At 69.8% G+C, this 13,044-nt stretch carries 12 protein-coding genes; 10 read left to right on the top strand and 2 right to left on the bottom strand.

The features are described 5' to 3' along the window. The first annotated feature begins 363 nt into the window (after positions 1-363). The 6 genes from AB0J71_RS34505 (at position 364) to AB0J71_RS34480 (ending at position 7,758) form a co-directional block, all read left to right on the top strand. Entirely contained in the window at positions 364-618 is a 255-nt protein-coding gene (locus tag AB0J71_RS34505) for a MerR family transcriptional regulator (protein ID WP_352321845.1), read from the top strand. 229 nt (positions 619-847) lie between these two features. After that, complete coding sequence (locus tag AB0J71_RS34500; RefSeq protein WP_352321770.1) at positions 848-1,231, top strand: YbaB/EbfC family nucleoid-associated protein; 384 nt, start codon at positions 848-850, stop codon at positions 1,229-1,231. Further along, positions 1,228-1,530 carry a hypothetical protein gene (locus AB0J71_RS34495; RefSeq protein WP_352321768.1) on the top strand — a complete coding sequence of 101 codons (303 nt, stop codon included), beginning with the start codon at positions 1,228-1,230 and terminating at the stop codon, positions 1,528-1,530. The genes AB0J71_RS34500 and AB0J71_RS34495 overlap by 4 nt, the downstream gene beginning before the upstream one ends. Before the next feature lie 6 nt (positions 1,531-1,536). Then, positions 1,537-7,242, top strand: a complete 5,706-nt coding sequence (locus AB0J71_RS34490) for a hypothetical protein (protein ID WP_364418087.1) — start codon at positions 1,537-1,539, stop codon at positions 7,240-7,242. Positions 7,243-7,349: 107 nt separating this feature from the next. Further along, positions 7,350-7,601: a hypothetical protein gene (locus AB0J71_RS34485; RefSeq protein WP_352321764.1), complete on the top strand. Its 252-nt coding sequence runs from the start codon at positions 7,350-7,352 to the stop codon at positions 7,599-7,601. Between the two features lie 4 nt (positions 7,602-7,605). Further along, on the top strand, positions 7,606-7,758 hold the full coding sequence (locus AB0J71_RS34480; RefSeq protein WP_352321762.1) for a hypothetical protein: 153 nt from the start codon (positions 7,606-7,608) through the stop codon (positions 7,756-7,758). A gap of 8 nt (positions 7,759-7,766) precedes the next feature. Here the strand turns inward: AB0J71_RS34480 and AB0J71_RS34475 are convergent, their stop codons facing one another. Then, positions 7,767-8,678 carry a LysR substrate-binding domain-containing protein gene (locus tag AB0J71_RS34475; protein ID WP_364418085.1) on the bottom strand — a complete coding sequence of 304 codons (912 nt, stop codon included), beginning with the start codon at positions 8,676-8,678 and terminating at the stop codon, positions 7,767-7,769. A 228-nt stretch (positions 8,679-8,906) separates the two neighbouring features. On the opposite strand from AB0J71_RS34475, the gene AB0J71_RS34470 reads away from it, so the two are divergent. Together AB0J71_RS34470 and AB0J71_RS34465 are read left to right on the top strand one after the other, a co-directional pair. Continuing rightward, on the top strand, positions 8,907-10,667 hold the full coding sequence (locus tag AB0J71_RS34470) for an amidohydrolase family protein (protein WP_364418083.1): 1,761 nt from the start codon (positions 8,907-8,909) through the stop codon (positions 10,665-10,667). A gap of 75 nt (positions 10,668-10,742) precedes the next feature. Continuing rightward, complete coding sequence (locus AB0J71_RS34465) at positions 10,743-11,411, top strand: DUF6198 family protein (protein WP_352321758.1); 669 nt, start codon at positions 10,743-10,745, stop codon at positions 11,409-11,411. A gap of 14 nt (positions 11,412-11,425) precedes the next feature. Here the strand turns inward: AB0J71_RS34465 and AB0J71_RS34460 are convergent, their stop codons facing one another. Continuing rightward, complete coding sequence (locus AB0J71_RS34460; RefSeq protein ID WP_364418081.1) at positions 11,426-11,662, bottom strand: hypothetical protein; 237 nt, start codon at positions 11,660-11,662, stop codon at positions 11,426-11,428. Between the two features lie 130 nt (positions 11,663-11,792). Between AB0J71_RS34460 and AB0J71_RS34455 the strand changes: the two genes are divergently transcribed. Continuing rightward, the gene (locus tag AB0J71_RS34455; RefSeq protein ID WP_364418079.1) at positions 11,793-12,353 is read left to right on the top strand and encodes a sigma-70 family RNA polymerase sigma factor; all 561 of its coding nucleotides are present in this window, start codon (positions 11,793-11,795) and stop codon (positions 12,351-12,353) included. Next, positions 12,350-13,030, top strand: a complete 681-nt coding sequence (locus tag AB0J71_RS34450; RefSeq protein WP_364418077.1) for a hypothetical protein — start codon at positions 12,350-12,352, stop codon at positions 13,028-13,030. Before AB0J71_RS34455 ends, AB0J71_RS34450 begins: the two co-directional genes overlap by 4 nt. Positions 13,031-13,044 lie beyond the last annotated feature (14 nt).

Below are 13,044 nucleotides of genomic sequence, written 5' to 3'. Positions count from 1 at the left end.
TCGCCGCACGGGTACCGCAGTTCCACGAACAGGACGGTGGTCTACGGTCACGCTTACGCGATCCCCGCATTTCGCCCCAACGGGCTGACAATTGCGGAACAAGAGAATCGGCCAGCAGGCCGATCGATGGTGTTAAACCTCATTCGGGCCCCGGCGCATCATGGCGCCGGGGCCCCTGTTCGCATTCAGGAAGGTTGCATGGATCAAACAGACCAGGCTCAGGCCGCCGCCACCGTCAGCCGGCACCAGCCGCATCACCTGCCGACGCCCCCCGCCACCGCGTCCACCGCGTCCGTCGTATCGGCCGCAGCCGGCCAGAGCCCTGAGCAACGGCTCGACGACGACGACTACTCGGCCTACAGCATGGGACGGGCCGCGGAGATCCTCGGAGTCACCCCGGCGTTCCTGCGCAGCCTCGGCACGGCCAAACTGATCGAGCCGCTGCGTTCGGAAGGCGGCCACCGCCGCTTCTCCCGCTACCAGCTGCGTCTGGCCGCCCGCGCCCGCGAACTCGTCGACGCGGGCACCCAGCTGGAGGCGGCGTGTCGCATCATCATCCTGGAAGACCAGCTCGCCGAGGCCCTGCGGATCAACGAAGAACTCCGCCGGCGCGGCTGACCCGCGCCCCGGGCCCAGGCCCGGGTCCGGCATCGGGCCATTGTCCGGACGCAGGCAAAGGAGGCGAGCTCCGGGGATTTGTGCTCGCCTCTGTACGACGCGGCGGACGTAACTCAGACACCTCGTGACACCTTTGTTAACAGAAGGTAAACGATACGGACACCCTGAATCCTGTAAAAAAGGGTGACGTATGATGCCTTGCGGTATTAGGCGGGCGAAAGGTGCTTAGGTGGCGGACGCGTTCGAGGCGGAGGTCAGCGCGCTCGCGGGCGAGATCAACCAGCAGGTGGCCCGCGTACGCGAGGCGTTCGGAGAGCTCTCCGCCCTGGAGCACACGGCACGGTCGGCGGACGGGATGGTGACCGTGACCGTCGGCCGCCACGGTCAGTTGCGCGGCGTCGAGCTGAACCCCCGGGCCTATCGCAACCTGTCCCCCAGCCAACTGGCCGACGCGATCATGCAGCAGGCCAATGCGGCCACCGCCGCGGTCTCCGAGCAGAGCAGGCAGCTGCTGGACCCCCTCATGCCGGACGGCCTGCCGTACGAGGACGTCTTCGGCGAACGGGCCACGCTCGACGCGTTCTTCCCCGGCCCCGTGGAGCCGGCCCCGTGAGCGGCTACCACGTGCAGGGGGAGGCGCTGTACCGGGAGGCCAGGACGTACGAGCTGGTCGCGGGGAACGTGGAGCAGGTGCGCGCCGACCTCCGCGCGGCCTTCAACCGGGACCGGAACACGCTGGGCGACGACGAGTACGGCGCGGAGCTGGCCAAGAAGCTGCCCGAGATGGAACGCGGCATCTTCGATGCCCTGACGACGTACATCGACCAGCTGGAGAACGTCGCCTCGGGGCTGAACGCGAGCGCCCGCAACTACAAGGCGGCCGAGCCCACTCCCCCCGTCACGCGGAACTGATCGTCCATGGGGTTCGACGGGTTCCTGGTGCCCGACTTCGCCAAGCCGTACGTCGGCTGGGTGGTCGGCATGGACTGGCCGGAAGGGGACGAGACCGGCTGTTTCCGGCTGGCCGACGCGTGCGTGATCGCCGCGCACCGGCTCGTCGAGGGCACGGGCGCGGACCTGCCGGGCAGCGCGCGCAGGATCGGCAAGGACTGGGACGGCGAGGCCCATCTCGCCTTCGCCGCCCACGTCGACAAGGTGGCGGGCGGTCAGGTCGCCCTCGCGGTCAAGCGGCTCGTGGACGCCGCGGTGGCGCTCAACGGCGTGGGCGTGCAGATCCAGTACGCCAAGTACATGATCGAGGTCACCGTCTGGCTGCTGATCATGCAACTGGGGTATCTGCTGGCCGCGGCCCTGGCCACCGGCGGGGCGAGTCTGGCGCTCGTCCCACCGCGGCTGCAGCTCGCCCGGCTGACGGTCGCGCAGATCGCCCGGCAGTGCCGGCGCAACATCCTGCTGTTCGCCGGGATCGTGGCCGGCATGGACCTGGGCATCCAGGGCGTCCAGATGGTGCAGGGCCGCAGGGACGACATCGACGTCCGGCAGCTCGTCATCTCGGCGGCGAGCGGCGCCGCCATGGGCGGGCTCATGGGGGCGGTCTCGGGCGGGCTGAGCCGCCTGGCCACGCCCACGCTGCGGGCCGGGCTGACCAGGGCCGAGATGTCCACGGCCGAGAAGCTGCTGGCGGCGGCGCACTCGTCGTTGTACGGGCAGGCCGCGCAGTTCGCCGTGACCGGCGGGATCACGACGGCCGGCTCCATGCTGGTCCAGGGCAACTTCAGCTGGGACCTGCTGGCCAAGGGCATCACGTCCAGCGCGCTCGGCGCGGACGGGCAACACCTGACCTCGCCCCTGCCGCACGGCGCCGACGGCCCGGCCGCGCCCCACTCGTCCTCCCCGTCCGGACATCCGCTGTCGGGCCCGGACGGCGGGCCCAAGACCGGCGCCGACACGCTCCTGGCGGCGGTGAACCACAACCAGCGGACCGTCGAGTCGCCCGCCTGGCACAGCCCCGACCTGCCGTCCGAGGTGCTGCAAGGTCTGACGTCCCAGCTGGCGTCCGCCGACCCGGGGCTGCCGAAGCCGGAGATCCATCCGCCTCGCGTCGTCGAGATGGGGGCCCTGGGCGAGACGGCCGTGCACGACGTCAGGGTGCCGGTGGACCCGCGGGCGGCGGCGCACGCCATGACCGCCGGGATCACGGGGATCGTCCCGCGGGAACGGGCCGTGATCCGCCTTTGGCTGGCCGAGGCGCTCGCCAGCAGCGACCGCGAGGTCTGGACCAACCACCTCCAAAGGGGGGTGGCGCTCGGCGTCGGCGACAAGGTGATCTACCTCAAGCTCCGGCCGAACGAGTTCACGCACGTGGAGCAGCCGAGTCTGCCCCCGGAGAAGCCGGTCGCCTTCGGCGGGGACGGCGTGGACGGCAAGTCCTCGCGGGGCTCCTCGCTGGACCGGACCGCGGGGCTGATGAAGGGGCTCTACCACTCGCCGGACGAGGCCGAGGCGAACGCCCTGCCCCGATCGGGCGTCACCAGCACGGCCCGGACGACCCACACGAACGGCGTCGAGGTCATCAGCGGGCACAAGGCCATCTCCCCCGCCCATGACTACTTCGCCGCGGACGTCGTCCTCGACGTCTACCGCGACGGCGAGCGGGTCACGCAGACCGCGGCGGTGCCGGACCTCTCGCTGACCATCCCCTTCCCCAAGCAGTTCACCCGGGAAGGGCCGCTGCTGAGCACCGACCACCCGTCGCCGCTCCCCCGCCACGAGGTGCCGGAGGGAGCGGGGCACAAGTTCCGCGACCACGGGATCGCGATCACCGGGCTGGACGTCACGCCTCTCGTGCTGGAGGTGCAGCGCCGGGGGCTGGCGGCGGGGCTGCCCGCGGGCGAGGTGGTCAAGATCACCGACCATCTCACCTCCAGCCTGCTCAGCGAGCAGGGGATGAAGAACCGCAGCCAGTCGATGTTGTCGAGCGGGGTCTCCTCCGAGGCGATCCGGTACAAGACGTCCCTGCTGGGGTCGGAGGAGGACGCCGTCCGGATCACCGGCGAGATCACGCGGGTCGAGCCGATCGACGGAGGCGGGCGCGCGCCGGTCGAGACGATGTTCCGGGACGACCTGGGGCGGCGCGAGAGCGAGGGCACGTCGCACCGGCAGGGCGCGAGCGTCGGCGTGCACGCGGGCGGCAAGATCGGGTTGCCGCTGGGCGAGCACGGGGAGGTCGTCGCGCGGGCCGTCGGCGGGGTCGGCTACGGGACGGACCACGTCACCTCCGCCAACCGGGCGCACGGCAACCACACCGTCCTGACCAGGCTCGGTGACGTCACCATGTACGACGCCCGGATGCGGCTGCAGGTCGAGACCGAGACGCTCGGCGCCTTCGAGGTGGAGGTGAACGCCGAGCTGATCGTCCCGGCGCGGGACGCGTCCCGGATGGAGCAGGACGTCTTCGGGCACGATCTGCGGCCGCCGGGCGAGTTCAACGACATCCAGCGCAAGCTCGCCGACCTCCACCGGGAGATCGACGACGTGCGGGCGGAGTTCACGCTGAACGAACCGGTCGGCGAGTACCCGGCCAGGGGCGAGCACCCCAACCGCGGCTACGACCCGCACGTCCTGGAGCCGGAGACGCTGGCGGCCGGTCGCGGCACGGGGCTCGGCAGCGGCGTCCGGGTCCATGGGGAGACGCTGCTCAGCGCGGAGCTCCACCAGGCCGTCGACCGGGCGCTGCCCGACCTCCCGCCGGCGATCAGGCGGCAGATCATGCGGGACGTCGAGAGCCGCTTCGGCGTCGTGGCGCTGGAAGCCGACCTGACGCACGCCCTCCACGGCATCAGGTACGACAGGACGATCGGCGGCTACACCGTCGAGATCCTGGCCGAGGGCACGCTGGGCCGCCGACACGAGGTCGGCGCGTCCGACCTGACGGTCAACGAACGCCGGATCACCTCGCGCACCGACACCAGCCAGCGGGAGACCTCCCGCACGGGCCGCGCGGAGGTGCGCGGGGTCGCACGCGCCGACGTGGGGGAACGGCTCAAGATCGACCCGGTGAACCTGTCACTCTCCGGCAGCGGCACGAAGTCGGAGAGCACCGGCTTCTCCTCGGGTCACACGAGGTACGACCGCACGGAGACCAGCGGCGGCTTCACGATCACGCGGGATCTGTCCTTCGATGTCAGGATGCGGATCTCGCGGGACGGCACGGAGACGCTGAACACCTCGTGGGAGGTGCACGGCAGCAGGGCGGAGATCCTGGTGCCGGACGTGCACCTGCCGCAGCGGCCGGTGCTCGCGCAGGACGTCGCGCGTCTGGGACGGGTCGAGTCGTCCGCCGAGCGGCCCGCCGACCTGTGGCGGCCCGGCGCCGACGAGTTGTCGGCCATCGTCCGGATGGGGGCCATGCCCGACCTTCCGGGCACGCTGGCCGGGGCCTACAACCGGTGGGCGGGGTTGCCGGCGGCCGCGGAGCGGCTGGACGTGCCGCCGGTGTTCGAGACCGCCACCGACGTGATCAACCTGGAGACCATGATCACGTCTCATCCCGACGGCCTGCACTACACCGTGTCGGACCGGGCGGGCACGCGGCACGACCTGCACGTCAAGGCGCACGTGGCCGAGATGCGGCACGTCAAGTCGGAGACCGGGGTGGAGCACGAGAGCTACTCCAGCAGCAACTCCAGGGCGCTGGACGGCGAACGCGGCAGGCGCGCGGTCGGCGGCCACGCCAGGACCGGCCTGCGCGTCACCCTGAGCGACGGCGAGGCCGCGCACGGAGCCGGGGAAGCCGGCGGGACCGAGCGCAAGGTCGTGGCACGGGCGGGCGTGCACGGCGCCGCCAAGCGCAGTGCCGTGGAGAGCTCCTACCTGGGCAGCAGCGACGTGTCCCGGGTCACCTACTCCGACGGCAGCACCTCCCACTGGTACCGCGCGGACCTGGTCCTGGAGGTCACCCCCAGCAGGACCAGCGCAGGCACGGTCGAGCAGGGCCCGACCACGTACGTCCGGGTGGCGGACATCGTGGACCTCGTGCTGCCCGACGAGGTGGCCCGCCGGCACGGGCTCGACGGCCCGCAGGCCGCGGAGCCCGTCAGGCCGGCCGGGGACACGACGCGGGCCTACGCGGCGCCCGAGGCGGCGCTGAACACCGCCTACGTCCAGCACCTCGACGCGGAGGGCGTGCTGCCGCAGATCGTGGAGCTGCTGCGCCGCGACGGCCTCCTCCTCCCCGGCCAGGAGCTCACCAACCACCCGGTGGCCGAACACCTGCGCGGCAACTACGGCCAGGGCGCGCTCGGCACCAAACTGGGCGAGCTGCGCGGGAACGGCGTGTCCTCCTGGCTGTTCGTCACGGACGAGAACGGCCGGGTCACCGAACGCGTCGGCATCCGGGTCACGGCCGAGGTCGGCGACGGCGTACACGTCGGTGAGCGTCCTGACACCGGCCTCATGCTGCGCAACGAGCGCCTGAGCGGCGACCTGAGCGTGCGCGAGGCGGGCACGGACCGTGGCTCGGAGGCGATCGCGCGTTACATGGAGTCCTCGGGCGGCGAGCTCAGGGGAGGCGAGGCGGGGTTCGCGAACTCCCGCGACTCCCACACCGTGGACGGGCAGGGGACGATCGCCAAGGAGATCAACCGCTACCAGACGCGCGAGGCCCCGCAGGAGTTCAGGCATCCGGTCCGGTACGAGATCACGCTCGAACGCGTCCCGGTCCGCCCGCTTCTGGAGCCGGTGCAGAACGTGGCCCGCAACGTGCTGCTCAAGGTGGGCGAGATGACCGGCCACGACGGCGCCGGAAGGCTGTTCGACCGGCACGCCGGGGTCACCGAGACGTCCCGGGCGGTCGTGGACGGCGAGGTCGGCGTCCTGGTGCCGGGCCACCTCACCACGGAGGTGCCGCAGGGCACGCCGGTCGCGGGGCGTACGCCGGTCGTCGCCGCGGATCCGCGCTGGGCGGACGCGAGCGGGCCGAACCCCATGTCCGCCACCCTGGGCGGCGGCGTGCCGAGGGGGGACGTCAGCCAGGTCGCGTTCTCGGCCGCCTCGCTGGTCGAGGAATGGGCGCCGCTGAGCGCGGTGCCGCCGAGGCTGCGGGGCGAGGTGCCGTCCCTGGCCGACCGGCCCGACGGATTCGAGCTCTCCCGCCCGGCCGGCATGTCACTCGCCGAGGCCACCAAGGAACGGACCATGCGCGCCCACCTGGAGCAGTTGCTCGCGCACGAGTACGAGCTCCCGGGAATCGGCAGGGTGGGCATCGACGTCACCGGAGCGCGCGAGATCACCACCGCGCTGGTCAAGCAGCGTGTCTACGCCCAGACCATGAGCACGGTCGGGCACGGCCAGGAGCAGGGCCGCGGCGTGGCGGTCCGGGCGGGCGGGTCCGCCGGGGCGCAGGACGGGAGCCTCGGCTTCGGCGGCGTCGGCGGCAGCGTGAAGACGGCGGACGAGGCCGCGTCGCGGAACGCCAACATCGTCGAACGCAACTTCCTGGAGGAGCAGCACGACAACACCTACCTTGAGCTGGACGTCTCCCTGGTGTTCTACGGCAAGGACAAGCCCCTGACGGTGGACGTCGCGGGCGGCCTGCATCTCCGGCTGACCGCCGACGGACTCGCCGCCTTCGAGGCCGCACACCCCGGCGTGATCGTACGCTGACCTCTTTCTTCCGCGCGTCGGCGAACACGGAACCGCCGGAGAATGCAATTCGTTGAATTGACCGGCTAATAGCCGGAAAAGGGCGGTCACCGGCCGAGGGGAGAGTCATGCGATTGTCGGACTGGTTGCAGATAGCGTCCTTCTCAGGGGTGGTGGTCGCCCTGGTGCTCACGACTCTCCAGTTAAGACTGGTGTCCCGCCAGTCACAGGCTCTCACGCGCTCGATGCAATACGGCGACTACCGCACTCTCGTGGGCCGGCTGAACGAATTCAGGACCGTGCACCTCCGCCAGGACCCGAAATTGCTGGCCTGGGCGCTCAGCACGCGAGGTTTCCCCGGCACGAAGTCGCCCACCTGAGCTCATGCCGGACGACGTATGGCTCACCTGGCAGCGCATCATGCGGGCGGACGTGAAGATAAAGGAGTTCCAGGAGGTCTGGCCCATCGCGCGGGTGTATTACGACCTCGAATTCGGCCGCTTCATGGACGAGATCATGCGCGCCGAATGCCCCTGACGAGTTCGTCAGAAGGGTGGGTGGGCGACGGATTCCAGGGTTTGGATGATTTCTTCGGCGAACAGCAGGGCGGCGGGGCCGGGGCCGTGCTTCTCGCGGCGGACGAGCGAGAGGATGTTGTTGCTGAAGGCGCGGTCGCGCACCGGGCGGAAGGCGAGGGTTCCGTTGTGGTGGTCCTCGGCCATGTCGAACCTGCTGAGAAAGGCGATGGCCTCGCCCGCGGCGGCCAGGCGTTTCATCGTCTCGATCGAGTTGGTGTGGAAGGCGGGCTCGACCTTCAGACCGGCCTCGGCGAAGGTGTCGGCGATGATGCCGTGGATCACCATCGAGCGGTCGGCGAAGATCAGCGGGTAGGCCGCGCACTGGGCCAGGGGGATGGATTCCAGGCGAGCCAGCGGGTGGGCCGGGGCGATGACCGCGCCGAGCCGGGTGTCCATCTGCCAGCACAGTTCGAGCTGCGACGAGGACGGAACGTTGAACCCGAGGCCCAGGTCGGCCTCGCTGTCGGCCACCGCGCGGAGGATCTCGTGGGTGGACAGGGCGCGGATGGAGATGCGCACCTCGGGGTGGCGGGCGTGGAAGTTCACGGTGGCGGTGGAGACGATGCTGCTGGCCAGGCCGGTCATCGTGGCGATCACCACCTCGCCGCTCGGCAGTGACTGCAGGTCGCGGATCTCGGTCACGGCCTCGCGGTACTCCTGAAGCGTCCGGCGCACGTGGGCGAGGAGGACCTCGCCCGCCGGGGTGGGCCGCATGCCGCGCGGCAGGCGTTCGAACAGGGGCTCGCCGAGCTCTTCCTCAAGGAGCAGGATCTGCCGGTTGATGGCCGACGGGGCGACGTGGAGCCGCGCTCCGGCGGCCCGGATGGAGCCGTACCGGGCCACCTCGTCGATGTAGTGCAGCACGCGTGAGTGGAGCATCGAGCCTCCCTGGGCTGAACCGTGCGCAAAAAGAGTACAGTCCGTGCGAAAACGGCTGCTTGTCAGCAACGGTGCCGTGCCATTTCATAGCCACAGCGCGTACGAGCGACACGGCCACGGCGGCCCTCTGATGAAACTCCGCGACCGGCCGCCGGCATCCCGGAGCCGCGTCCTCGGGTCTCGTTCCGCGAGCGGAATCCAACAGCCGAGCAATGAAGCGAGGAAATCATGCTCCAACAGGAGAAGACGGGCCAGGCCGGTGGGACGGACCGGGTCTCGGTCCACTACGACCACGTGCGGGCGGTCTTCGACATCCTGAGCGGGGAGAGGGAGGCGGACCTGCTGCTGCGCAACCTCAGCGTGCTGGACGTGCACAGCGAGAGCGTCTTCCAGGGCTCGATCCTCGTCTACGACGGGCGGATCATCGCGCTGAACCCGGACGAGTCGATCGTGCGGGTCCGCGAGGTGTTCGACGGCCAGGGCCTCTACGCGATCCCGGGGCTGATCGACGCGCACCTGCACTTCGACGCCCAGCTGGCCCACCCGGCGGCGTTCGGGGAGGCGATCGTGCCGAGCGGCACGACCACCATCTTCGCCGAGACCCTGGACTTCGCCAGCGCGGCCGGTGACGAGGCCGTCGAGGCCGCCGCGGCGTTGTTCAAGGACTACGAGAAGCTGCCCTACCGGATCTACGCCTTCGCGCCGGGCAAGAAGACGTCGGTCGAGGTCACCGACGCCATGCTGAAGATGGACCCGGTGATCGGGCTGGGCGAGCTGGCCCACCTGTCCTACATGACCGGCAACGAGGACGACTTCCGCAAGTCCGCCCTGGGCCGCGCCAACGGCGGCTTCGTCAACAGCCACTGGGGTGTGACGGCGCTGCCCGACATGTTGCTGAACTACATGCCCGCGATCGGCGCGCACAACAACCACGATGTCTGGAACGAGGACGACATCGAGAAGAGCATCCGGTACGGCTTCCAGACCCAGATCAAGTTCGGCGTCGGCAGCCCCGAGGTGATCAAGACGATGCTGCGCGCCATCGTCAAGCGCCGCTGGCCGGCCGAGAACTTCCAGATGTGCGCCGACAACATCTCGGTCGACCGGGTGCTGACCAAGGGGCACATCGACTGGGTGATCTCCCTGGCCGTCGAGATGGGCCTCAACCCGATCCAGGCGATCAAGATGGGCACGCTGTACTCCGCGCGCTCCTTCGGCATGGACCACGACTTCGGCTCCCTCGCCCCGGGGCGCTACGCCGACATCGTGCTGACCGACAGCCTGTCGAAGATCAACCCGCGGTACGTGTTCAAGGGCGGCGAGCTGGTCGCCAAGGACCGTAAGCTCCTCAAGCCCGTCGATCTGGACTATTCGGTCATGGTGCAGGAGCCCCGGCCCGGCCTCGCCGACCTGGCTCCCGAACAGCTCGACCTCACGCCGATCGAGATCTCCGACGACGGGACCCGCGCGAAGGTCCTGCTCTTCGACGTCTACGGACGCGGCCACCTGAAGTTCGCCCAGGAGGTCTGGGTGCCGTTCGCGGACGGCGCCGTCGTGCCCGAGGTGGACGGCGTCACGCTGAACCGCATCTCCGTCGTCCAGCGTTACGCGGACGGCGCCCGGCACGTCGTCAACGGGCTGTTCAAGGGGGTCTCGATCGACCGGGGCGCCGTGTCGACGTTCTGGCCCGCGCCCTTCGCCTACTTCGTGGTGGTCGGCAGCGACAGCGCCGAGATGTGCGACAACCTCCGGCAGCTCGACGCCTTCGTCGGCGGCTGCCTCGTGACCGAGGACGGCCGGGCGCAGGCCGCGCTGCCGCTCGACATCTACGGCGTGATGGCCGACATGAGCCTGGCCGAGCTGGTGGACGCGACCCGGTCGATCGACGCCGCCCTGGAGAAGCTGGGCAACCACAACGAGGGCGAGCCGGTCGTCAACAAGCTGCTGACCCTGTTCATCTCACTCGACCGCTTCGGGTTCATGGTCTGAGCCGTGCTCTGAGAAGCGGACACCCCGTCATCCGGCAGGCTCCGGCCGGAACAGCCAACAGTCAAGGAGGCAACTGTGCTACAGCATGAAAAAGAGGCCGGAGTCGTCGACACCGGAAGTCTGGTGCGGCGTTGGATCACCTACGGCGCCGGCATCTACCTGCTGACCCTGGGGGTCAGCCTGGCCATCAGGGCGGGGATCGGCATCTCGCCGCAGAGCAGCCTCACCCGGACGATGACCCTGGTCTTTCCCTCGATCAGCCAGGGGACGTTCAACTTCGCCCTCGAGCTGCTGATGTTGCTGCTGACCTATCTCGTCCTGCCGAAGGACTTCAAGCTCAGGAACTTCCTGGCGTTGATCCCGGCCCTGGTGCTGGCCACGTTCCTCGATCTGAACCTGATGCTGACGAGCTGGATCGCGCTGGACGCCTACGCCGCCAAGTTCGCCCTCCTGGTGGTCGCGGACGCGACGCTGGCGTTCGGCCTGTTCCTGATGATCCGGGCCAACCTGGTGCTCATGCCGGTCGACATGTTCGTCAACACGGTCTTCAAGCGGACCGGCTTCAAATGGGGCAACCTGAAGACCGGCTTCGACTGCACGCTGCTGGTGGTCTCCGCGGCGATCGGGCTGATCTTCCTGGGCGGCCCGCAGTTCATCCGCGAGGGGACCATCATCAACGGCATCCTCGTCGGGCAGTACATCAAGCTCTACTTCTTCCTGTTCAAGAAGTTCTCGCGGTCCTGAGCCCCCGGCGTCCGTCACCGGAGAGCCTCCAGGACCGGACGCCGGCGGGCGTCCGGGACCCCTGCGGCGTCCATCGCGCGGCGCAGCAGGCCGGCGTCGAAGCCGTGGGCGCGCAGGTGGCCGACGAGCGGACCGTACCGGCCTGCCGCTCGACGGTGTCGGTAGGGGACGGCGGCGCCCGCGGCGTCGAGGGTCATGGCCAGCGCCGTGGTGACGTCCGCCCGGTTCAGTGATCTCTTTCCGTGGCCCATGCCGCGCAACGTAGCAAGACCGCGCCCGGCGTCGTCAGAGACGGCGCCGGGCGTCTGTTCTGTCGGGTCTCATAACGTTTTCTCGGCTACTGACCAAGAAGGGGTGTAATCGACGAAGGGAGCACGGCCGGTGCGTCGCAAACAGCCGGATATAGCTACAGATCCGGACGCTTTCGAAGCCTTCTACCGGCGCCACGTCGATGCGGTCACCTCGTTCCTCGCCCGCCGGGTCGATGATCCCCACACCGCCGCCGACCTGGTGGCGGAGGTGTTCATGGCGGTGCTCGACTCCGCCCACACCTACCAGCCGGGACGCGGCAGCGAGATCGCCTGGCTGTACGGCGTCGCCCGCAACACGCTCTCGGCCGAGCGGCGGCGGGCGTACAAGGAGTCGAGGCTGGCCGATCGCGTCGGCGGACGACGGCATCTCGACTCCGACGACGTGGCCGAGCTGGTGTCGCGGATAGACGCCGAGAACCTGGCCAGACGGGCCTTCCGGGCCATGGCCGGACTGCCCGACGGTGACCGCGCGATGCTCGAACTGGTCGTCATCGACCAGCTCAGCATCAGCGAGGCGGCCACCGCCCTGGGCATCCGGCAGGGAGCCGCCCGGGCCAGGTTGCACCGCGCCCGCCACGCGCTCAGGGACGTGCCGGAGATGGCTCCCTTCGTCATGGAAGGAATCCGATGAACTTCAAGGAGCACGTACTGATGGAACTGAAGGCCGAGATCGAGGCCCGCAACGGGGCCCGGCGCCGGCGCACCAGGCGGCGCCTGCTCACCGGCGCGGCGGTGGCCGCCGTCGCTGCCGCCGCGGCGGTCGTGATGCCGTTCCTCAACGGTTCGGACGCCCCCGCCTACGCGGTCAGCAAGAACACCGACGGCACGATCACGCTGCGGATCAACGAGTTCCGCGACCCCGCCCAGGTGGAGAAGGACCTGAAGGCGCTCGGCGTGCCCTCCGACGTCTCCTACCTCAAGCCCGGCACCCGCTGCGCCCCCGACCGCGCCCCCGCCGACGCCGGCCCGTCCTTCACCAAGGAAGAGCTCCAGAGCAAGGACCCCGCGGTCCGCAAGAGGATCAGGGAGGCGATCGAGAACAGCCCCAACGCGAAGACGTTCCGGATGGGCGACGGCCAGGTACGGATCGACCCCAAGCTCATCAAGACGGGGCAGACCGCCGTCCTGGAGTTCACCGAGAACGCCGACCAGACCTCCGGCCCCGAGAAGCCGCGGGCGCTGTGGCAGTTCAGCGGCTTCCTGGTCGACGGGCCGGCCAAGCCCTGCAAGGTGATCGACGACCCGTCCTGGGACCAGATGCCCGACCCGAAGAAGCACCCGGAGGCGTACCCGCCGCCCGGCATGTGAGCGACCCGCCCGCA

This window comes from Nonomuraea sp. NPDC049637 (assembly GCF_040675235.1).
Classification (GTDB): Bacteria; Actinomycetota; Actinomycetes; order Streptosporangiales; family Streptosporangiaceae; genus Nonomuraea.
This window is presented reverse-complemented; position numbering and strand designations above follow the sequence as displayed.